General features: G+C 76.3%; 15 protein-coding genes. 11 read left to right on the forward strand and 4 right to left on the reverse strand.

Translation table 11 applies throughout. The features are described from left to right. Positions 1-93: 93 nt before the first annotated feature. Complete coding sequence (truA, locus tag AMPC_RS16555; protein ID WP_248342522.1) at positions 94-843, forward strand: tRNA pseudouridine(38-40) synthase TruA; 750 nt, start codon at positions 94-96, stop codon at positions 841-843. A 760-nt stretch (positions 844-1,603) separates the two neighbouring features. Here truA and AMPC_RS16560 read toward each other — a convergent pair. From AMPC_RS16560 to clpB, 3 genes are all read right to left on the reverse strand, one after another. Then, a complete protein-coding gene (locus tag AMPC_RS16560; RefSeq protein ID WP_248342523.1) occupies positions 1,604-4,093 on the reverse strand; it encodes a hybrid sensor histidine kinase/response regulator in 2,490 nt (829 codons plus the stop codon). Positions 4,094-4,174: 81 nt separating this feature from the next. Next, complete coding sequence (locus AMPC_RS16565; protein WP_248342524.1) at positions 4,175-7,036, reverse strand: ATP-binding response regulator; 2,862 nt, start codon at positions 7,034-7,036, stop codon at positions 4,175-4,177. Positions 7,037-7,102: 66 nt separating this feature from the next. Next, complete coding sequence (clpB, locus tag AMPC_RS16570; protein ID WP_248342525.1) at positions 7,103-9,742, reverse strand: ATP-dependent chaperone ClpB; 2,640 nt, start codon at positions 9,740-9,742, stop codon at positions 7,103-7,105. A gap of 131 nt (positions 9,743-9,873) precedes the next feature. Here clpB and AMPC_RS16575 point away from each other — a divergent pair, with 131 nt between their 5' ends. From AMPC_RS16575 to AMPC_RS16615, 9 genes are all read left to right on the forward strand, one after another. Then, a complete protein-coding gene (locus AMPC_RS16575) occupies positions 9,874-10,191 on the forward strand; it encodes a histidine kinase dimerization/phospho-acceptor domain-containing protein (RefSeq protein ID WP_248342526.1) in 318 nt (105 codons plus the stop codon). Between the two features lie 102 nt (positions 10,192-10,293). After that, positions 10,294-11,370 carry a type III polyketide synthase gene (locus AMPC_RS16580; protein ID WP_248342527.1) on the forward strand — a complete coding sequence of 359 codons (1,077 nt, stop codon included), beginning with the start codon at positions 10,294-10,296 and terminating at the stop codon, positions 11,368-11,370. Further along, complete coding sequence (locus AMPC_RS16585; RefSeq protein WP_248342528.1) at positions 11,364-12,062, forward strand: isoprenylcysteine carboxylmethyltransferase family protein; 699 nt, start codon at positions 11,364-11,366, stop codon at positions 12,060-12,062. Before AMPC_RS16580 ends, AMPC_RS16585 begins: the two co-directional genes overlap by 7 nt. Continuing rightward, the gene (locus AMPC_RS16590) at positions 12,059-12,316 is read left to right on the forward strand and encodes an acyl carrier protein (RefSeq protein WP_248342529.1); all 258 of its coding nucleotides are present in this window, start codon (positions 12,059-12,061) and stop codon (positions 12,314-12,316) included. The genes AMPC_RS16585 and AMPC_RS16590 overlap by 4 nt, the downstream gene beginning before the upstream one ends. After that, on the forward strand, positions 12,313-14,193 hold the full coding sequence (locus AMPC_RS16595; protein ID WP_248342530.1) for an AMP-binding protein: 1,881 nt from the start codon (positions 12,313-12,315) through the stop codon (positions 14,191-14,193). The genes AMPC_RS16590 and AMPC_RS16595 overlap by 4 nt, the downstream gene beginning before the upstream one ends. Then, positions 14,190-15,272 (forward strand): NAD(P)/FAD-dependent oxidoreductase, encoded by a 1,083-nt coding sequence (locus AMPC_RS16600; protein WP_248342531.1) that lies wholly within the window; start codon positions 14,190-14,192, stop codon positions 15,270-15,272. The genes AMPC_RS16595 and AMPC_RS16600 overlap by 4 nt, the downstream gene beginning before the upstream one ends. Before the next feature lie 49 nt (positions 15,273-15,321). Then, the gene (locus AMPC_RS16605) at positions 15,322-16,320 is read left to right on the forward strand and encodes an NAD(P)H-dependent glycerol-3-phosphate dehydrogenase (protein ID WP_248342532.1); all 999 of its coding nucleotides are present in this window, start codon (positions 15,322-15,324) and stop codon (positions 16,318-16,320) included. Positions 16,321-16,453: 133 nt separating this feature from the next. Continuing rightward, positions 16,454-17,977, forward strand: a complete 1,524-nt coding sequence (locus tag AMPC_RS16610; protein WP_248342533.1) for a response regulator — start codon at positions 16,454-16,456, stop codon at positions 17,975-17,977. Between the two features lie 56 nt (positions 17,978-18,033). Beyond that, positions 18,034-19,275 carry a S41 family peptidase gene (locus tag AMPC_RS16615; protein WP_248342534.1) on the forward strand — a complete coding sequence of 414 codons (1,242 nt, stop codon included), beginning with the start codon at positions 18,034-18,036 and terminating at the stop codon, positions 19,273-19,275. Positions 19,276-19,487: 212 nt separating this feature from the next. Here AMPC_RS16615 and AMPC_RS16620 read toward each other — a convergent pair whose 3' ends face one another. Further along, positions 19,488-19,904 carry a GFA family protein gene (locus AMPC_RS16620; RefSeq protein WP_248342535.1) on the reverse strand — a complete coding sequence of 139 codons (417 nt, stop codon included), beginning with the start codon at positions 19,902-19,904 and terminating at the stop codon, positions 19,488-19,490. A gap of 114 nt (positions 19,905-20,018) precedes the next feature. Here AMPC_RS16620 and AMPC_RS16625 point away from each other — a divergent pair, with 114 nt between their 5' ends. Further along, the gene (locus tag AMPC_RS16625; RefSeq protein WP_248342536.1) at positions 20,019-21,935 is read left to right on the forward strand and encodes a M3 family metallopeptidase; all 1,917 of its coding nucleotides are present in this window, start codon (positions 20,019-20,021) and stop codon (positions 21,933-21,935) included. Positions 21,936-21,963 lie beyond the last annotated feature (28 nt).

A 21,963-nucleotide genomic window follows, 5' to 3' on the forward strand; every position in this document is an offset into this window, starting at 1 on the left:
ATGGGACGGCCGCGCCGCCTCCGGACGAGCGGCGCCGCCTCGCGCACCTCGGCCTACACGGCGCCGGCCCCGCCCGTGCTAGGGTCCGCCCCCATGGCGGCGGTGAAGCTCATCCTCGAGTACGACGGCACGCGCTACGCCGGCTGGCAGGTGCAGCCGAACGGCCCCTCGATCCAGGCCGAGGTGGAGCGGGCGCTCTCCACCCTCCACAAGGGCCCGCGGCGCGTCACCGCCTCCGGGCGCACCGACGCCGGCGTCCACGCGCGCGGGCAGGTGGCGAGCTTCCAGGAGGAGCGGCCGCTGCCGGTGAAGGCCTACGTGCTCGGGATGAACGCGCTCCTGCCCGAGGACATCGCCGTCCGCGAGGCGGCGCTGCTGCCCGACGGGTTCGACGCCCGGCGCAGCGCGCGGGGCAAGCGCTACCGCTACCGGATCGAGAACCGGCCCGGGCGCGCCCCGCTCTCCCGGCTCCAGTCCTGGCAGGTCTTCCGCCCGCTCGACGCGGACGCGATGCGCGCCGCCGCCGCGCAGCTCCTCGGGCGCCACGACTTCGGGGCCTTCCGGGCCTCGGACTGCGAGGCGGCCCACGCCGTCCGCGAGCTGCGCCGGCTCGACGTGCTCGGGGAGCGCGGCGGGACGATCGAGGTGGTCGCCGAGGCCACCGCGTTCCTGAAGCACATGGTGCGGAACCTGGTGGGCACGCTGGTGGAGTGCGGCCTCGGGCGGCGCGACCCGGCCGGCATGGCGGCGCTGCTCGCCTCGCGCGACCGGACCCGCGCCGGCGCGACCGCGCCGCCGCAGGGACTCTGCCTCGAGGAGGTCTTCTACGAGGACCCGCCCTAGGCGCAAGCCGGTCACTTGAGGATTTCCGCCGTAGCTCCCCTCAGGTGGCGCGGGTCGGCTCGCGCGCCGGCCCGCAGCACGGGCTTCGGCCAGTCCGCCGGCGTCAGTCTGCTCCGACCAACGGCCCCGCCCAGCGAGCGGCCTTTGGGCCGAGAGCTGCCCGGCTCGCCGCAGGCTCGAGTTCCACCACCAACGGGTCGCCTTCGCGAAGGGCGGGGAGGCGACGGCCGACAACATCTGCCTGCGCTGTGCCGCCCACCATGGGCTCGCGACCGAGCACGAGTTCGGCCGCGAGCACGTCGCCCGACGCGTCGCCGAGGCCCGGCAAGCGCGCGAGCGCCGCCGCGTTGCCAAGGCGCCGTCCCCGGGGACGGCGTTCACCACCTCATCTTTCGCGTTCGGCCCGACCTGACCGATGCGCGGGGCGCGTGCAGCTCCGTGCTCCATCCGCCGGTTCCTCCCACCGCGCGCGGCGGGACGAGCTTCCGTGAGTGTTCCTCATCTCGCGGGCGCGGCCTCGTTGCACGGGCCCCCGCGCTCGGGCGCACAGACTCCGTCCGGCGAGGCGGCGGCGCCGCCGCCGAGCTCGGCGCCAACGGTCGCGCGGGTCCCTTCCCTCGTAGTCTTTGCCCAAGACCCGCTCGCTGGGGGGCCGTCGATCGAAGCAGACGCACGCCGGCGGACTGGCTGGCGCGCGAGCCGAGGCCGCATCCCCTGACAGCGAGGGACAGCGGAAGTCACTGAGTGAACGGCATTGGCCCTAGGCGGCCGGCGCGGCCTCGAGCAGCTCCGCCACCTTGCGGCGCAGCGCCCCCGTGTCGAACGGCTTCTCCATCCAGCGGCCGGGGTTCTCCTCGAGGAAGCGCCGCGCGTTCGGGGTGAAGGCGCCGCCGGTCAGGAACAGGACCCGCCCGGCCAGGGCCGGGTCGGCCTGCCGCAGCGCCTCGTAGCACTCCATGCCCGAGATGCCGGGCATCACCAGGTCGAGGAGGACGAGGTCGAAGCGCTCCCCGCCCTGGATCCTCGCGAGGGCCTCGCGGGGGTCCGAGAGCGCCACCACCTCGTGGTCCTCCTCGAGGGTCCGCTGCACCGAGCGGCAGACGAACGGCTCGTCGTCCACCACCAGCAGGCGGCCGCGGCGGCCCGTGGCGCCCGGCGCCGCGGCGGCGGGGACGGCCGGGCGCTCCTCGGCGCGGGCCGCCAGGGTCACGGTGAAGGTGGTGCCGCGCCCGACCGCGCTCTGCACGCCGATGGTGCCGCCCATCGCCTCCACGAGCCCGTGGCAGATGGCGAGCCCGAGCCCCGAGCCCTCGCCGACCGGCTTGGTGGTGAAGAACGGGTCGAACACGTGCTCCAGGTGGTGCGAGGGGATCCCGATCCCGGTGTCGCTGACCGTGAGCTCCACCCGGCCGTCCGGGAGGGTCCGGGTGGCCACGCGGATCTCGTTCTCCGACGGGCGCCCCTCCGGCACCGCCTGGATGGCGTTGATCACGAGGTTCAGCACCACCTGCGCGAGCTCGTGCTCGCTCCCCGTCACCGGCGGCGTCTCGCCGAGCTCGCTCACGAGCCGCGCCCGGGGCCGCGCCTGCGCCTGCGCCATCCGGACCGCCGCCTGGGCCGCCTCGCGCAGGTCGGCGCGGCCGTGCTCCTCCCGCTCCCGCCGGCTGAAGGTGCGGAGGCTGCGGACGATCTCGCCGATGCGACGGGCTCCGTCGCGCGCCTCGTCCAGGACGTCGCGGGTGGTCGCGAGGTCGGCCTCCAGCCCCGGCCCCCGCGGCGGGAGCTGCCGCTCGAGGTACTCGAGGTTGGTGAGCAGGTAGGAGAGCGGGTTGTTGATCTCGTGGGCCACGCCGGCCGCGAGGGTGCCGATCGAGGCGAGCCGGTCGGCGAAGGTGAGCTGCGCCTGGAGCCGGAGCCGCTCCACCTCCGCGGCCTGGCGCTCGCTCATGTCGCGCCCCACGCCGAGCAGGATGCGCGCGCCGCCGGCCGCGAAGACCCGGCTGCTGAACTCCACCGGGAAGGTGCTGCCGTCCTTGCGCCGGTGGCGGGTCTCGAACCGGATGGCGCCCTCCCGGCAGGCGCGGGCGAAGTCCGGCTCCCAGTCGTCGGGGCGGGCCTGGAGCGCCGCGGCGGGACGGCCGACGAGCTCCTCGCGGGCGTAGCCGTAGGCCTGGAGGGCGCGGTCGTTGGCCTCCAGGATGGCGCCGTCCTCGGCGACGACCACCACGATGTCGTTCACCTGGTCGAGCAGCGCCCGGAGCCGCAGCTTCTCCGACTCCTGGGCGGCGGTCTGCGCCCGGCGCCGCTCCTCCGCGCGCAGCGCCTGCCACCAGGCGAGCAGCAGCGCGCCCGAGAGCAGGAGGATCACGGCGACGCCGCCCGCGAGCTGCTCGGCGCGGAGCCGGGCCGGCGCGAACATCTCCGCCCGGTCCACCTTGTTCGAGAGGTACCAGTCCGAGCCGGGGACGTGCCGGAGCGCCGCGATGACCTCCGCCCCGCGGTAGTCGTGCGTCTCCACCACGCCGGTCTCGCCGCGGACGGCGCGCGGGCCGGGCGGCTCGCTGGCCGGATCCATCTCGACCCGCCCGGGCGAGTAGCGCAGGCGGGTGATGGTGACGATCCGGTCGCCCTCGCGGCGCACCAGCGCCGGCTCGGCGCTGGAGCCCGGGCGCGGCCACACCATCACGATGGGGGTGAGGCTCCGCTCGGCGTCGAAGTGGACCACCAGCCCGGCGCCGGCGGCCCGCCTGAAGGGCGACACCAGCGTGAGCCTGGGGCTGGCCCGCTCGGAGCCGGAGAAGACCGTGAGGCCGCGGGGCCGGGCGCGGGCGAGGAGCTCCAGGTCCTCGGCGCCGGGCGCGCTCGCGCCGGGCGCCGAGAGCAGCGTCCGCCCGTCGGCCCCGACCAGCTCGACCGCGGTGGCGCCCTGCCGCCGCGCGATGGCCCAGAGGGTCGCCCGGAGCTCGTCGGCCGTCGCCGTCGAGGTCCCGCGCGCCACCGCCGCGATGGCCCGCCCGAGGAAGGGGTCCTCGTCGAGGTCGTCCCACTCGCGGAGCCGCTGCTCGCGCCAGGCGACGAGCTGCTCGACCTTGATGTCGGCGATGGTCGAGAGCTCGCGCTCGACCTGGGCGCGGAGGTCGCGGCGGAAGGCGCGCAGGTGGAGCGCGCCGCCGCCCGACAGCGAGAGCGCCAGGAACGCGAAGATGGCGAGCGGCATCGCCCAGGCCCGGCGGTGCGACGTGTCGCGCATGCGCGTCCTCCCGGCGGTTCGGACGAAGGTCTCGACCGGCCCAGGATAGCCCAGCCGGCGACGCGAGGCGCGGGCCAACGGTCAGGCGGCGGCCAGGGCGGCGGCGACCCGGGTCCGGAGGGCCTCGGGATCGAACGGTTTCTCCATCCAGCGCCCGGGGTTCTGGTCGAGGAAGGCGCGGGAGCGCGGGGTGAAGGCCCCGCCGGTGAGGAACACCATCCGCCTGGCCGCGTCCGGGCGTCGCCGCGAGAGCTCCTCGTAGCAGTCCATCCCCGAGAGCTCGGGCATGACCAGGTCGCAGACCACGAGGTCGAAGTGCTCGCCGGCCGCGAGCCGCTCCACCGCGGCGCGCGGGTCGGAGAGCGTCTCCACCTCGTGCTCCGGCTCGAGCGTGCGCCGGATCGAGCTCAGGACCAGCGGCTCGTCGTCCACGATCAGGATCCGGCCGCGCCGGCGGCCGGGCGGGCTCGCCAGCGGGAGCTCCGTCTGCTCGGCGGTCGCGGGCGGCAGGTCGAGGGTGAAGGTGGTCCCCCGGCCGAGCTCGCTCTCGACCGAGATGACGCCGCCCATCCCGTCCACCAGGCCGTGGCAGATGGCGAGCCCGAGCCCGGAGCCCTCGCCCACCGGCTTGGTGGTGAAGAACGGGTCGAAGATGCGCGACAGGTGCTCGGGCGCGATGCCGCTGCCGGTGTCGCCGATCGTCAGCTCCACGCGGCCGCCGGGGTGGACCCGGCTCGTCACCCGGACCTCGTTCCGCTCCGGCGCGCCCTCCGGGATGGCCTGGATGGCGTTCATCACCAGGTTGAGCACGACCTGGGCGAGCTCGTGCTCGGTGGCCGACACCGGGGCCGTCTCGCGGAGGTCGGTCACCAGCCGGGCGCGGGGGCGCGCCTGCGCCTGCGCCATCCGCACGGCGGCGTCGGCCGCGGTCCGGACGTCGGCGCCGCGCCGGGCGCCGGCGGTGTCCTTGCGGCTGAAGGTGCGCAGCCCGCGGACGATCTCGCCGATCCGGCGGGCGCCGTCGCGCGACTCCCGCAGCGCCTCCACCAGCTCGGACGGCGAGACGCGGTCCAGGGCCGGCCCCTCGCCCGAGAGCTGCTGCTCCACGAAGTCGAGGTTGGCGAGCAGGTAGGAGAGGGGGTTGTTGATCTCGTGGGCCACGCCGGCCGAGAGCGTGCCGATGGAGGCGAGCCGGTCGGCGAAGACCAGCTCCGACTGGAGCCGCTGCCGGTCCGCCTCCTGGCGGCGCTGCTCGGTGAGGTCGCGGTTCACGCCCACCGCGCCGACGACCCGGCCCGCGGCGTCGCGCAGGGCGGTGGCCGTGATCTCGACCGGGATCTCGGTCCCGCCCTTGCGGAGCTGGACGGTCTCGGCGCGGGCGGTGCCGCAGCGCTCGATCTCGGCCCAGTAGGCCTCGCGCGTGGTGCCGGTGAAGCGCGCCCGGATCAGCTCGTGGGCCAGGCGGCCGACCGCCTCCTCGGCGGTCCAGCCGTACATCCGCTCGGCGCTGCCGGCCCAGGCGGTGATCACGCCGGCGCGATCGAGCGCCATCACCGCGTCGGTCATGTTGGCGAGCAGGGCGGCGTGCTCGCGGGCCACGCGCGCCGCCCGGTTCCGCTCGGTCACGTCGCGGCAGACCGCGAAGGCGAAGCGCTCCTCGCCCACGGGGACCACCTGCAGGCTGAGCTCGATGGGGAAGGTGGAGCCGTCGGCGCGCCGGTGCTCCGCCTCCGCCACGAGGTGGCCGTCGCGCCAGGCCTGGGCCCACTGCGAGGACCAGATCGCGGCGGCGGCCGGCGTGCGCAGGCCCACCACGTGGGTCCCGATGAGCTCCTCGCGGCGGCGGCCGTAGACGGCCACCGCCCGGTCGTTCACCTCCACCAGGGCGCCCCGGCTGTCGAGCACGAGGACGATGTCGTGCGCCTGGGTCCAGAGCGCGTCGAAGCGCTGGCGCGCGGCCCGGGCGGAGAGCTCGCCGTGACGGGCCCGGAGCGCCGCCACCTGCCCCCGCCACCAGGAGATGAGCAGCCCGGAGCCGAGGAGGAGGAGGAGCACCACCGCCACCCCGAGCTGGAAGGTGCGATCGTGCGCCGGCGCCAGCAGCTCGGCGGCGTCGGCCTTCACGGCGAGCACCCAGGTCGAGCCGGGGACCCGCCGCACCGCCGCGAGCACCTCCCGGCCGTACCGGTCGCGGGACGCCCGCACCCCCGTCTCGCCGCGCGCGGCGCGGGCGATGGCCGACGTGCCCTCGATGGGGAAGCTGAGGCCGGCGCTCGCCCCGGGCAGGAGCGACAGGGGGACCACCTCGCGCTGCGACACCCGCGCGATGAGGGCCTCGGTCGAGGAGTCGTGGCGGGGGCGCCAGAGCGCGATGGGCGTGAGGCTCCGCTGCAGGTCGAAGCGGACGATGAGCCCCGCCTCGCCGCCGGGCACCTGCGCCGGGCGGGCGATGGCGAGGACGAAGCCGTCGGCGTCCCGCTCGAGGTCCGAGAGCACCGGCGCGCCGCGCTCGCGCGAGAGCCGCAGCAGCCGGAGGTCGTCCGGGTCGCCCGGGCGCGAGCGGGTGGCGAGCACCAGCTCCCCCGCGCCGTCGCGCAGCTCCACGCAGTCCGCCTCCGCCGAGGCGCCCTCGCGCTCGAGCAGGTCGAGCAGCTGCATCCGCAGTCGCGGCTCCGGGTCGCCGGCGAGCACCCGCTCGATCGCCTCCATGGCGAACGAGTTCGCGAGCAGGTCGCTCCACTCGCGGACCTGGTGCTCGCGCCAGGCCACCACCTGCGCCACCTTCACGTCGGCGAGGGCCGAGAGCTCGCGATCCACCCGCTCCCGCGTCTCCCGCTGGAAGGCGCGGAGGTGGACGAAGGCGCCGCCGCAGAGGGTGGCCGCGAGCACCGCGAAGACCGCGAGCGGGGTGGCCCAGGCTTTGGCGCGCAGGTGGTCGGGCATCGGGCGGGGTGCGCACGATAACCCGGATGAGGCAGCCCGTTCCACATGGGCGCCGGACCCACCGCCTCAGTGGACGGTCTTCGCCTGCTCGCCTGCCTGCTCAGCCCGCTCGCCTGCCCGCTCGGCCCGGAAGTCGAGGGTCTCCCCGTGGCCCTCGTCCACCACCACGTGGTCGCCGGCCTTGACGTCGCCCCGGAGGATCCGGGTCGCGAGCGGATCCTGGACCAGCCGCTGGATGGCCCGCTTGAGGGGGCGGGCGCCGTAGACCGGGTCGTACCCGGCGTCCCCCACCGTCTCGCGGGCCGCCTCGGTGAGCTCCACCGTGATCCGCCGGTCGGCGAGGAGCCTGCGCAGCTTCTGGAGCTGGATCTCGACGATCCGGGAGATGTCCTCCCTCCCCAGCGGCCGGAAGACCACCACCTCGTCCACCCGGTTCAGGAACTCGGGCCGGAACTCGCCGCGCAGGTGCTCGAGCGCGGCCTCGCGGACGGCGGCCGGGTCGGCGTTGGGGCGGGAGGCGAGCCGCTGGATCTCCTCCGAGCCGAGGTTGCTCGTCATGATGACGACGGCGTTCCGGAAGTCCACGGTGCGCCCCTGGCCGTCGGTGAGCCGGCCGTCGTCGAGGATCTGGAGCAGCACGTTGAAGACGTCCCGGTGGGCCTTCTCGATCTCATCGAAGAGGATCACGCAGTAGGGCCGGCGGCGGACCGCCTCGGTGAGCTGGCCGCCCTCCTCGTAGCCGACGTAGCCCGGGGGGGCGCCGATGAGCCGCGCCACGGCGTGCTTCTCCATGTACTCGGACATGTCGAGCCGGACCATGGCCTGCTCGTCGTCGAAGAGGAACTCGGCCAGGGCGCGGGCGGTCTCGGTCTTCCCGACGCCGGTGGGGCCGAGGAAGATGAAGCTGCCGATGGGCCGGTTCGGGTCCTGCAGGCCGGAGCGGGCGCGGCGCACCGCGGCCGAGACGGCGCGGACGGCGTCCTGCTGCCCCACCACCCGCTCGGCGAGCCGGTCCTCCATCGAGAGCAGCTTCTCCACCTCGCCCTCGAGCAGCTTCGAGACCGGGATGTGCGTCCAGTTGGAGACCACCTCGGCGATCTCCTCCGGCGTCACCTCCTCCTTGAGCATGGCGCCGCCCGACTGGAGCTCGGCGAGCCGCGTCTGGGCCGCCTCCACCTGCCGCTGCGCCGCGGGGAGCCGGCCGAACTTGAGCTCGGCGGCGGCGCTGAAGTCGGCGCGCCGCTCGGCGTCGGCCTCGGCGCTCTTGAGCTGGTCGATCTCCTGGCGCGCCCTGGCGATCTCCTGGATCACCTGCTTCTCCGAGTCCCACCGGCTCTTGAGCCGCGCGAACTCCTCCTTCTGCGCGGCGAGGTCCTTCTCGAGCTGCGCGAGGCGCGCCCGCGAGGCCTCGTCCCGCTCCTTGAGCAGCCCCTGCTTCTCGATCTCGAGCTGGCCGATGCGCCGGCGCACCTCGTCCACCTCGGTGGGCATCGAGTCGATCTCGATGCGCAGCCGGCTCGCCGCCTCGTCCACGAGGTCGATCGCCTTGTCGGGCAGGAAGCGGTCGGCGATGTAGCGGTGGCTGAGGCGCGCCGCGTCCACCAGCGCCGCGTCCTGGATCCGCACCTTGTGGTGCATCTCGTAGCGGTCCTTGAGCCCGCGCAGGATGGAGATGGTGTCCTGCACCGAGGGCTCGCCCACGAAGACCGGCTGGAAGCGCCGCTCCAGGGCCGGGTCCTTCTCCACGTGCTTGCGGTACTCGTTCACCGTGGTGGCGCCGATGGCGTGCAGCTCGCCGCGGGCGAGGGCGGGCTTGAGCATGTTGCCCGCGTCCATGGCCCCCTCGGCGGCGCCGGCGCCGACGATGGTGTGCATCTCGTCGATGAAGAGGACGATCTCGCCCTCGCTCTGGGTGACCTCCTTCAGCACCGCCTTGAGCCGCTCCTCGAACTCGCCGCGGAACTTGGCGCCGGCCACCATCGCGCCGAGGTCGAGCGCGAGGAGCTTCTTGCCCTTGAGCCCCTCCGGCACGTCGCCGTCCACGATGCGGCGCGCCAGCCCCTCGACGATGGCGGTCTTGCCCACGCCCGGGTCGCCCACCAGCACCGGGTTGTTCTTGGTGCGGCGCGAGAGGATCTGGATGGTCCGCCGGATCTCGTCGTCGCGGCCGATGACCGGGTCGAGCTTGCCCTGGCGGGCGAGCTCGGTCAGGTCCTTCGCGTACTTCTGGAGCGCCTGGTACTGGCTCTCGGCCTCGGGGCTCGTCACCCGGGCGCCGCCGCGGACGTCCTTCAGGGCGCCGCGCACCCGCTCCGGCGTGACGCCGGCGTGCCGCAGCGCCTCGCCCGCGCCGCCCTTCTCCTCGGCGAGCGCGAGCAGGAGGTGCTCGCTCGCGACGTACTCGTCCTTCAGCTTCTTGGCCTCGTCCTCGGCCCGGTCGAAGATCTTGAGGAGCCGGTTCGCCAGGTACGGCTCGGCGCCCTGCACCCGGGGGACGCTCCGCAGCTCGTCCTCGAGGCGGGAGGCGACCAGGCTCGGGTCGGCGCCGATCTTGTCCAGGATGGGCCGCGCCACGCCCTCGGGCTGCTCGAGGAGCGCGAGGAGCAGGTGCTCGGCGTCCACCGCCTGGTGATCGCGCCGGCGCGCCAGGGCCTGCGCCGACTGGAGCACCTCCTGGGCCTTCACCGTCAGCTTGTCCGGTCTCATGCCGCGCAACGTAAGACCGGCAGGGGCCCTGGCAAGCGCGGTGCATCACGGCCGGTCCCGACAGGGCAGGGACGGGGCGGGTAGGATGTGCTACCACTAGGGGGGTACGGGCGGGGGCTCGGAGGAACGCGATGGCGGACCGCACGGACCCCGACGAGCAGGACGGCACGGAGGCGCTCGCGCCCGACTGCGAGGAGCTCCGGGCGCGCCACGAGCACTTCGTGCGCATCATGGCCCACGACGTCCGCAACCCGCTCCAGGTCATCCTGCTCCAGGCGGAGCGGCTCCAGCGGCTCCTGCCCGAGCCCGAGTCGCGCGAGCGGCGGGCCGCCGACGTGATCGCCGTCGCGGTGCGGCAGCTCGACGCGCTGATCCGGCAGCGGGTCCGGGAGGCGCGCGGGGAGGAGGAGCACCCCGAGGACGGGGCGGGCGCCGCGCGGGGGCGTTGACGGGCCGCGCGGCTCGCCCGGTCACGCCTGGTCCTTGCGCCCGCTGCCGCGCGGCCCCAGACCCGACGGAGCCCGTCCCTCGCGCTCCGGAGCCCCTCCCCCTTGATCGCCTCCCGCCCGCCGCACCCGGTCGTCCTCTCGGTCGGCAGGGCCCTGCCGGAGCACCACGTCGATCAGGAGACGCTCATCGCGGTCTTCCGCGAGCTCTGGTCCCGCAAGCACCACAACGCCGCCCGGCTCGAGGATCTGCACCGGGCCGTGGGGGTGGGCGGCCGCCACCTCGCCCTGCCGCTCTCGGAGTACCCGCCGCTCGACACCTTCGCGAAGTGCAACGACGCCTGGCTCCGCGTCGCCGTGGACCTGGGGGAGCGCGCGGTGCGCGACGGCCTCGCCCGCGCCGGCCTCGCGCCGGCCGACGTGGACCAGCTCTTCTTCGTCACCGTCACCGGGATCGCGACCCCCTCGGTGGACGCCCGGCTCATGAACCGGCTCGGGCTCCGGCCCGGGGTGAGGCGCACGCCGGTCTTCGGGCTCGGGTGCGTGGCCGGCGCCGCCGTGACCGCCCGCGCCGCCGACGCGCTGCGCGCCTGGCCGGGGGAGGTGGCGGTGATGCTCTCGGTCGAGCTCTGCTCGCTCACGCTCCAGCGCGACGACCTCTCGGTGGCGAACCTGGTCGCCTCCGGCCTCTTCGGCGACGGCGCGGCGGCGGTGGTGCTCGCGGGCGGGGAGCGGGCGGTCGGGCCGGGGCCGCGCGTGCTCGCGACGCGGTCGATCTTCTACCCGGACAGCGAGCGGGTCATGGGCTGGGACGTGGTGGAGGGCGGCTTCAAGGTGGTGCTGGCCGCGTCGGTGCCGCAGATCGTCCGCGAGCACGTCGGCGGCGACGTGGACCGGTTCCTCGCCGACGCCGGCCTGACGCGGCGGCAGATCCGGCACTGGGTGGCGCACACCGGCGGGCCGAAGGTGCTCGAGGCCTTCGAGACCTCGCTCGAGCTGCCGGAGGGCGCCCTGGCGCGGAGCTGGCGATCCCTGTCCGAGGTCGGGAACCTCTCCTCGGCCTCGGTGCTCTTCGTGCTCGGGGAGCTGCTCGACGCGGGGGAGGCGCGGCCGGGGGACCTCGGCCTGCTCCTCGCCATGGGGCCGGGCTTCTGCGCCGAGCTGGTGCTCCTGCAATGGTGAACAACGCGCTGCCCGGGATGGTCCTCGCCTCGGCCGTGGCCGCCGAGCGCGGGGTCGAGCTCTGGCTCTCGGCCCGCAACGCCCGGCGGCTCCGGCGGGCGGGGGCGGTGGAGGCGGGGCGGGCGCACTACCCGGCGATGGTGGCGTTCCACGCCGCGCTCCTCGCGGCCTGCCTCGCCTGGCCGCTCCTCGGGGGCGAGCGGCCGAGGCTCGCGGTGGCGATCCCCGCGGTGGTCGCGGTGCTGCTCGCGCAGGCGCTGCGCTGGTGGGCGGTCGCCACGCTGGGCGGGCGGTGGACGACGCGCGTGCTGGTGCTCCCGGGAGCGCCCCCGGTGACCGGCGGGCCCTACCGCTTCTTCCACCACCCCAACTACCTGGCCGTCGCCGTCGAGGTGGCCGCGCTGCCGCTCTCGGTGGGCGCGTGGATCGTCGCGCTCGCCGCGACGCTCCTCAACGCGGCGCTCATGGCAGTGCGGATCCCCGAGGAGGAGCGCGCGCTCGGGCCGGCCTGGGCGGAGGCCTTTGCGGGCGCGGAGCCCGTCGCGGCGCCGCGGGCCGCCCCGCCCCAGCCCTCCCCGCCCGAGCGGGGAGGGGGCGCCCCGGGCGGCCTCGAGGACGGCGGCTCCCCGCGCGCCCCTCTTCCCCTCTCCCGCGGAGCGGGGGACGGACAGGGAGGGGGCGGCGGCGGATGAGCGGGCGCGAGGCCGCGGTCGCCGCGGAGATCCGCCGGCTCGCCCGCGAGGAGCTGAAGCTCGAGGGCGAGGTCGGCGCCGACGAGGAGCTCGCCGGGCAGCTCGACTCGATGGCGCTCCTCGCGCTGGTGGTCGCGGTGGAGGACCGCTTCCTCGTCGTCCTCACCGACGACGACGCGGCCGGCGCCCGGACGCTCACCGACCTGGCGCGGCTCGTGGTCGCGAAGCAGGTGGCCGCCGAGGGGGCGAGGTGAGGGGCCCGCCCGCGCCGCCTCCCCGTCACGCGACCGTGAACGAGGCGCTGGCCGCGGCGGCGCGCCACCCCTCGGGCGCCACCTTCGTGGACCTGCGGGAGCGCGAGGAGCGGCGCTCCTGGCGCGAGGTGCGCGACCGGGCGCGCGCCGTCGCCGGGGGGCTCGTCCGGCTCGGGGTCCGGCGCGGCGACCGGGTGGCGCTCGTGTTCCGCACCGAGCCCGACTTCCTCGCCGCGTTCTTCGGCGCGCTCCTCGCCGCGGCGGTGCCGGTGCCGCTCTACCCGCCGGTGCGGCTGGGCCGGCTCGAGGAGTACCTCGACGCCACGGCGCGGATGCTTCAGGTCTCCGGGGCGCGCCTGCTCCTCGCCTCGGCGCCGCTCCGCCGGCTGCTCGGCGAGGTGGTGGCGCGGGCGCGGCCTCTGCTCGGCTGCCGCGGCCTCGACGGCCTGCCCGCGGCCGATCCGCTGGAGCTCCCGGCCGCGCCGGACGAGCTCGCGCTGGTGCAGTTCAGCTCCGGCTCGACGGTGGCCCCCAAGCCGGTGGCGCTCACCCACGCCGCGCTCGCGGCCCAGTCGGCGGCGCTGCTCGCGCTCGTCCGCCCCACGCCGGCCGACGTGCTCGTCTCGTGGCTGCCGCTGTACCACGACATGGGGCTCATCGGCGGCCTCCTCTCGGCCGTCTCCTACCCCGGCCCGGCGGTGCTCATCCCCCCCGAGCACTTCCTCGCCCGCCCCGCGCTCTGGCCGCGCGCCATCTCGCGCCACCGCGGGACGATCTGCGCCGCGCCCAGCTTCGCCTTCGCCTACGCCGAGGCCCGCGTGCGCGACCGGGAGCTCGAGGGCGTGGACCTCTCCTCCTGGCGCGTGGCGCTCGACGGCGCCGAGCCGGTCTCGGCGGAGGCGCTCCGGCGCTTCGCCGCCCGCTTCGCGCGCCACGGCCTCGACCCGCGCGCGCTCCGCCCGGTGTACGGCCTCTCCGAGGCGGCGCTGGCGGTCACCTTCTCCGACGGCGGCTGGCCCCCGCGCACGCTCCGGCTCGACCCGCTGCGGCTCGCGCGCGAGGGGGTGGTGGCGCCCGGCGATCGCGAGGTGGCGAGCGTGGGGCGGCCCATCCCCGGGGCGGAGGTGGAGGTGCGCGGGCCCGACGGCGCGCCGCTCCCGGAGCGGCGGCTCGGCCGGATCTTCGCGCGGGGCCCCTCGCTGATGCGGGGCTACCTCGGGGACGAGGCGGCCACGGCGCGCGCCCTCGCCGGCGGCTGGCTCGACACCGGCGACCTCGGCTTCGCCTGCGAGGGCGAGCTCTACGTGCACGGCCGCGCCAAGGACGTGGTCATCGTCCGCGGCGCCAACCACGCGCCGGAGGAGTTCGAGGCCTGCCTCGCCGGCCTGCCCGGGCTCCGCGCCGGCTGCGCGGTGGCGGTGGGCCACGCGCCCGACGGCGGCGACGGCGAGGAGCTCCTCATCCTGGCCGAGCTGGAGCGGGCCGACGCCCCGCCTCGCGCGTCGCCCTCGCCGCCTGGTCCCGCGCCGTCTCACGAGGTTCCCCCTCCCCGCCGCGCGGGGAGGGCCGGGGAGGGGCCCGGCGCCCGCGCGGATCTGGAGGCCACCATCCGCCGCGCCCTCCTCGAGCGCACCGGCGTCTCCCCGCACGCGGTGATCCTGCTCCCGCCCGGCGCGCTCCCCCGCACCTCCTCGGGAAAGCTCCGGCGCGGCGAGGCGCTGCGCCGCCACCTCGCCGGCGAGCTCTCCCCGCCCGCCCCGGTGACGCCGCTCGCCCTCGCCAGGGCCTTCTCCCGCTCCGCGCTCGCCTACGCGCGCGCCCGGCTCGCCCCGGTCCGCGCGGCCGCCCCGAGCCACCCCGGTGAGCCGCCCGCGTGAGGGACGTGCTCGTCATCGGCGGCGGCCCGGCCGGCCTCGCGGCCGCCATCGCCGCCGCGGCGCGGGGGCTCTCGGTCGAGGTGCTCGAGCGGCGTGCCCTCCCGGCCGACAAGCCGTGCGGGGAGGGGATCCTGCCGGCCGGCGTCGCCGCCCTCGGGGCGCTCGGCGCGCTGCCGCGGCTCGATCGCGCGTCGGTCTCCCCGGTCCGCGCCATCCGCTGGCTCGACGAGAGCGGCGCCCGGGCCGAGGCGCGGCTCCGCGGCGCGGGCGGCCTGGGCGTCCGGCGCACCGCGCTCTCGGCGGCCCTCCTCGACCGGGCGCGCCACCTCGGGGTGGCCGTCCGCGAGGGGTGCGAGGTGCGCGCCCACCGGCGGGAGCCGGACGGCGTCACCCTGGAGACGAGCGACGGCGAGCGCCGGGGCCGCCTGCTGGTCGCCGCGGACGGGCTCGCCTCGCCGGTCCGCGCCCGCGAGGGCTGGGACCTCCCCGGACCCGAGCGGCGCCGCTTCGGGGTGCGCCGGCACCTGGCGCGCGCCCCCTGGAGCGACGCGGTGGAGGTGCACTTCGCCGACGGGGCCGAGGCCTACGTGACCCCCGCGGGGCCGGGGCGGGTCGGGGTGGCGCTCCTCTTCGAGGAGGACGCGCCCCACGCCTTCGAGCGGCTCCTGACGCGCTTCCCCGCCCTCGGCGACCGGCTCGCCGGCGCGCCCTTCGAGACGCCCGCCGCGGGCGCCGGGCCGCTCGAGCGGCGGGCGTCACGGGTCTGCGCCGACCGGCTGGTGCTCCTCGGCGACGCCGCCGGCTACGTGGACGCCCTCACCGGCGAGGGGCTGTCGCTCGCCTTCGACGCCGCCCTCGCGCTCGGCCGCTGCCTGCCGGAGGCGCTCGCCCGGGACGGCGCCCGGGCGGCCCTGCGCCCGTGGGAGCGCGAGGTGCGGTCGCGCTGGCGCCGGTACCAGGCGATCACCCGCCTGGTGCTCGCCGTCTCGCGCCGCCCGCCGCTGCGCCGGCGCGCCATCGCCCTGCTCGGCGCGAGCCCCCAACTTTTCGGTGCCCTGGTCCATTCGGCCATCGGGTAGAAGGGGCGCCTGCGCCTAAGATGGCGCGGACAACCGGCAGGAGAACGACATGCGCGCGACGGTACTGGGAGCGGGTTCGTGGGGCACGGCGCTGGCGAGCGTCCTGGGCGGAAAGGGCGTCCCGGTGACGCTCTGGGGCCGCGACGCGGAGGTGGTCCAGGCCATCACCCGCGACCACGAGAACGCGCGCTACCTCCCCGGCATCAAGCTCCCCGCCGCCATCGGCGCCACCACCGATCTGGCGCGGGCGCTCGAGGGGGCGGAGCTGGTGGTCCTGGCCGTGCCGTCGCACGCCATCCGGCAGGTGGTCATCGAGGCGAAGCGCCACCTCCACGCCGGCGTCCCCATCGTCTCGGCGGCGAAGGGGATCGAGGTCGAGACCCACATGACGATGAACGAGGTGCTCGAGGACGTGCTGCCCGTCCCCATGCACCCGTACCTCTGCTTCCTGGGCGGGCCGTCCTTCGCGAAGGAGGTGGCGCGCAACCTGCCCACCGCCGTCACCATCGCCGGCCGCTGGGAGCGGATCACCCGCGGCGTGCAGGCGGTCTTCCACACCCAGACCTTCCGCCCCTACACCTCCACCGACATCACCGGCTGCGAGATCGGCGGCTGCGTGAAGAACGTCATCGCCATCGCCGCCGGCCTCTCCGACGGCATGGGGTACGGCGGCAACGCCCGCGCCGCCCTCATCACCCGCGGCCTCACCGAGATCACCCGGCTCGCCGTGCGCAAGGGGGCGAACCCGCTCACGCTCTCCGGCCTCGCCGGCATGGGCGACCTCGTGCTCACCTGCTCCTCCGACCTCTCCCGCAACCGGCGGGTCGGCTTCGGGCTCGGGCAGGGGCGCAAGCTCGAGGAGATCCAGCGCGAGCTGGGCCAGGTGGCGGAGGGCGTCCTCAACGCCCGCAGCGTCCACGAGCTCGCGCTCAAGGCCCGGGTGGACATGCCCATCACGCAGATGGTGTTCCGGCTCGTGCACGAGAGCTACCCGCCGCAGCAGGCGGTGACCGACCTCATGATGCGGGAGATCAAGAGCGAGATCTGAGGGGCCTCCGAGGTCCGCTCGACCCAGCCCCCCCGCCGGCCCGACCGGCGCGAGGCTCGCCCGGCCGGGCGGCGCCGGGCTCGCCTGGACCGGATTTTGCCCTCTCGCGCCGCTCGGCTAGCATCGGAAGCCTATGCTGGACGTCTCCGCCGCCCTCCTGCGCGAAGGGGTGCTCACGAAGGACGCGCTCACGCGCGCCGAGGCGGCCGCCCGCGACGGCGACGTCTGCGCGGCGGCCCTGTCGCTCGGGCTCGCGAGCGAGGCGCGGCTGCTGCACGCCGTCTGCAAGCTGCGCGGGGTCCCCGGGATCGACCTCTCCCGCAGCGCCGTGCCGGCGCGGAGCCTCGACGGGCTCTCGCTCCCCTGGTGCCGCGAGCGGCGCCTCCTCCCCATCGCGGTGGGGAAGGGCGAGCTGGTGCTCGCGATGGCCGACCCGGACGACGTGCAGGCCGCCGACGAGGTCCGGTACGTCACCGGCAAGAAGGTGCTCTGCTACCTCGCGCTCGCGTCGACTGCGCTCGATCGGCTCGCCGCGCTCGGCACCGCCCGCGACACCGGGCTCCCGGCCGTCCGCGGCGACCACGCCCCCGAGCTGCCCGACCCGGCCGCCGCCTGGGTCGAGGTGGTGCACCCGAGCGACCGCACGCCCGAGGACGCCGCCGCCGGCCGGGTGGAGCTCGTCCCGCTCACCGACTCGAGCTTCGCCTCCCCCTTCGAGCGCGGCACCGGCGCCGCCGCGGTCCCGGCCCGTCGCGCCGCCGGCGCCGTGGCGGCCCCGTCCGCCCGCCCGGCCCCGCCCGTCGCCGCGGCCGCTCCGCGCCCTGCGGCGGCCTCCGCCGGCCTCCCCCCGGCCGCGCCGGCGCGGCCCGAGGAGCAGGTCGGCCTGGGCAAGCTCGTGCTGGTCGCCGACGACGATCCCGACGTCCGCAAGCTCATGTCGCGCATCGCCCAGAGCCTCGGCTGTCAGGTGATCGAGGCGGGCGACGGCAAGGCCGCCCTCGAGCTCACCCGCGCCGAGCGCCCCGACGTGGTCCTGCTCGACGCCATGATGCCGCAGCTGCACGGGTTCGAGGTCTGCCGCGCCATCAAGGGCGACCCCGCCCTGCGCGCCACCCGCGTCGTCCTCTGCTCCGCCGTCTACCGCGGCACCGTCGGCGCCGACGCCAAGGTCGCCTTCGGCGCCGACGACTACGTCGAGAAGCCGTTCCGGCTGGAGGTGATGCTCCGCGCGCTGAAGGTGGCGCTCGTCGGCACCGCCCGCGCCGAGAGCGCCGAGGAGCGGGCCGCGCGCGAGGAGTCGGCCCGGCTCTGGCGCGCCGGCGCCGCGGCGTGCGCCCAGGGCCGGCTCGACGAGGGCGTCGCCCTCTGCCGGCTCGCCACCGAGAAGGACCCGCTCTCGGCCGAGGCCCACTTCTACCTCGGCCACGCGCTCGCGCGCCGCGAGAGCTGGTTCGAGGCCGCCGCCGCCTACGAGCGGGCCGCGGAGCTCCGCCCCGACGTGGACGCCGCCCACCAGCACCTGGCGCAGATCTACGAGCGGCTCGGCTTCCAGAAGTCGGCCCGCCAGGAGTGGCAGCGCGCCATCGAGTCCTGCCGCGACGACAAGAAGAAGAAGGCGATGCAGGCGCGGCTCATCCAGCTCATCGGGATGGCGTAGGGCGGGGCCGCCGGCGGGACCGGCGGCGCACGCGCGGCTGCGCCGGGGGAGGGGAGATGCTCGCGGTCTGCCTCGTGCTCGCGCTCGCCGCGGCGCCCGGCCCGGCGCCGGGAGGCGCGGCGCCGGTGGATCCGACGCTCTCGGCGGTGGACCGGATCGTCCGCCGGGACTTCTACGCGCCGGAGCTGCTCGTGGCGCGCGGCTGGGATCGGCTCGTGGACGCGGCGCGGCGCCGGCTGGCGGCGACGCCGGCGGAGCGAGAGCGGATCCTCCGCGAGCTGCTCGAGGGGCTCGGCGCGTCGCACACCGAGTACGTCCCGCGCTCCGACGTCAGGTACTGGGAGCTCGCCTCGGTGCTGGCGCCGGTCTTCCCGGAGGTGCCGGATCACTGCCCGGATCCCGCCGCCCTGCCGCCGTTCCCGCTGCTCCGGGACGAGATCGGCGCCGTCTGGCTGCGCGTCGAGGGGCGCTGGCACCTCGGCGGCGTCTTCGAGGGCGGCCCGGCGCGCCGGGCGGGGCTCCTGGAAGGAGACGAGCTCGTCTCCGCCGACGGCGCGCCCTTCGACCCCATCTCGGCCTTCGCCGGGAAGAGCGGCCGGAGCGTGGCGCTCGAGTACCGCCGCCGGAGGGGCGGGCCGCTCGCGGTGGCGCGGGTGGTGCCGGGCCGGCGGGATCCGCAGGCGGCCTTCCGGGAGGCGCTCCGGGACAGCGCCCGGATCCTGGAGCGGGGCGGCCGGCGCATCGCCTACGTCCACGTCTGGTCCTGGGCCGGGGACGAGATGCAGGAGGAGCTCCGCGCCGCGATCGCGCGCCTCAACGACCGCGCGCCCGACGCGTTCGTCCTCGACCTGCGCGACGGGTGGGGCGGGGCGGCTCCCGGGTACCTCGGCATCCTCGACCGCAGGGTCCCCGTGCTGGAGTCGGTGGACCGCGCCGGCGTCCGGCGCCGCTGGGATCCCCAGGTGCGGGTCCCCGCCGCGCTGCTCGTGAACGGCGGGACCCGGAGCGGCAAGGAGGTGATCGCCCACGCCGTCAAGAAGCACGGGCTCGCCGTGCTCGTCGGGGAGCGCACCGCCGGGGCCGTGCTGCCGGGGAGCCCCTACTGCCTGCCCGACGGCGCGCTCCTGTTCCTGGCCGTGGCGCGCCTCCGGGTGGACGGCGAGTCGCTCGAGGGGAAGGGCGTCGAGCCGGACCTCGTGGTCCCGCGGTCGCTCCCCTACGCCGCCGGCGCCGATCCCCAGCTCGAGCGGGCGCTGGAGCACCTCGCCGCGGGGGGCGCGCACCCGGGCGCGAGGTGAGCTCCGAGCTCAGCCCGCGGCAGGCTTCACCTGATCCGCCTCGGGGACCACCAGCTCCAGGGCGGGCTTGCCGGCGCGGAGCCCAGCGCCCGGAGCACGCCCCGGCGCGAGAGCGTAGCCGCCCGCCCATCGGCGTCCGGTCCACCCCCCGCCCCGGGAGCGCCGCCGCCCGCCCATCGGCGCCCGGCCGAGTCGAGACCGCGGCCCGCCGCTCACCCCACCCGCGCCGGCGTCCACGCCCTCCGCCTGCGCGCGAGCCGGTCCTCGGCGGTCTCGCCGTCGTAGTCCACCGGCAGCGGCGCCTGCGTGAGGCGGCCCCGGTCGTCGAGCGCGTTCGCGTTCAGGGCGGCGTAGGTGGCGCCGTCGAGCTCGCAGACCGCGGCGACCGGCACGCCGCAGCGCCGGCAGAGGAGGAACTCCGAGGTGCCGAGGCCGAACCGATAGCGCGAGAGGAGCTGCGGGTCGCCCACCCGCACCTCGAGCGATCCCGCCGGATCCGAGGTCCAGGTCGCGCCGTGGCGGCGGCAGAACGTGCAGCCGCAGGCGCGCAGCGGGACGCGCCCGGCGTCGAGCGCCGTCTCGAAGCGCACCTTCAGGTTCCCGCAGTGACACCCGCCCTCGTAGCGCATGCGGTCCTCCGCGGCGATGGTCCAGGCCGGGAGGCGATGGTAACCGGCCGGTCGCCGCGCCGCCGCCCTCACGAATCACCCTCCACCCCGCCCACCCGCCGCTATAAGGGCCCGATGCTCGAATCGACCCCCGAGGCCTTCACCGCCTCCTGCCGCGCCGACCTCGACCTCGCCCGCCGCGCCGCCGAGGAGTTCCGCGCCTCGCCGGGCCGCCTCTCCCCCGAGGAGGCCCTGCGCCGCTACGACGCCGCCTTCGGCCAGCTCGGCGAGGCGGCCGCCCGCGCCAGCCTCTGCCGCAACGTCCACCCCGACCCGGCGCTGCGCGAGGCGGCCGAGCGATGCGAGGTCGAGGTGGACGCCGCCGCGACCGAGCTCGCCCTCGACCGCGGCCTCTACGACGCGCTGCTCGCCGTCCCGACCGAGGGGCTCGACCCGGCCACCCGCTACCTCGTCGAGCGCGGCCTGCGCGACTTCCGCCGCGCCGGCGTGGACCGGGACGAGGCCACCCGCGCCCGGGTCCGGGAGCTGCGCGACGAGCTCACCCGCATCGGCCAGGAGTTCGGGCGCAACATCAAGGACGACGTGCGCCGGCTGCCGGTGCGACCCGAGGAGCTCGACGGGCTCCCCGAGGACTTCCGCCGCGCCCACCCGCCGGGCCCCACCGGCGAGGTGACGCTCACCACCGACAACACCGACTACGTCCCGGTGGTCACCTACTGCCGGAGCCCCCGGGTGCGCGAGGCGCTCTGGCGGCTCTACCGGCTGCGCGGCCACCCGGCCAACCTCGAGGTCCTCTCGCGCCTGCTCTCGCGCCGGGCCGAGCTGGCGCGGCTCCTCGGCCACGCCACCTGGGCCGACTACGCCACCGCCGACAAGATGATCGGCAGCGAGGAGGCCGCGGCCGCGTTCATCGAGCGCATCGCCGCCGCGGCCGAGGGCCGGATGCGGCGCGACTTCGCCCAGCTCCTCGAGCGCAAGCGGGCCGACGACCCGGCCGCCGCCGAGGTGAACGGCTGGGACTCGACCTTCCTGCAGGAGCGGGTCAAGGCCGAGCGCTACGGCTTCGACGCCCAGGAGATCCGGCCCTACTTCGAGTACGGCCGGGTGAAGCAGGGGGTGCTCGACGTCACCGCCCGGCTCTTCGGGCTCACCTACCGTCCCGTCCCTGGCGCCCCGCGCTGGCACGAGGAGGTCGAGGTCTTCGACGTGCTCGAGGGCGGCCGCCCGATGGGCCGCATCTACCTCGACATGCACCCCCGCGAAGGCAAGTACAAGCACTACGCCCAGTTCACCGCCCGCTCCGGCGTCGCCGGGCAGCGGCTGCCGGAGGGGGTGCTGGTCTGCAACTTCCCGCGCCCGGGGAAGGAGCCGGCGCTCCTCGAGCACGGCGACGTGCGCACCTTCTTCCACGAGTTCGGCCACCTGCTCCACCACGTCCTCGGCGGCCACGTGCGCTGGGCCGCGCAGAGCGGCGTCGCCACCGAGTGGGACTTCGTGGAGGCGCCGTCGCAGCTCCTAGAGGAGTGGATCTGGGACCCCGCCACCCTCGCCACCTTCGCGCGCCACGTGGAGACCGGCCGCCCAGTCCCGGCCGAGCTGCTCGCGCGGGCGCGGGCGGCCGACGAGTACGGCAAGGGGCTCTGGGTGCGGCAGCAGATGTTCTACGCCGCGCTCTCGCTCGAGCTGCACCGGCGCGACCCCGCCGCCCTCGACCCCACGCGCGTGGTGGCCGAGCTGCAGGAGCGCTACACGCCCTTCCGGCACGTGGACGGCACCTTCTTCCACGCCTCCTTCGGCCACCTCGACGGCTACTCGGCCATCTACTACACGTACATGTGGTCGATGGTCATCGCGAAGGACCTCTTCACCGCCTTCGACCCCGCGAACCTGCTCGACCCCGCGCCGGCCCGCCGCTACCGCGACGCGGTGCTCGCGCCCGGCGGCACCAAGAAGGCGGCGGCGCTGGTGCAGGACTTCCTCGGCCGCGACACCCGCTTCGACGCCTACGCGGCCTGGCTCGAGGCCGGGTAGCCCCGCGGCGGCGCTGCCGGCCGGGCTC

The organism is Anaeromyxobacter paludicola, assembly GCF_023169965.1.
GTDB lineage: Bacteria > Myxococcota > Myxococcia > Myxococcales > Anaeromyxobacteraceae > Anaeromyxobacter_B > Anaeromyxobacter_B paludicola.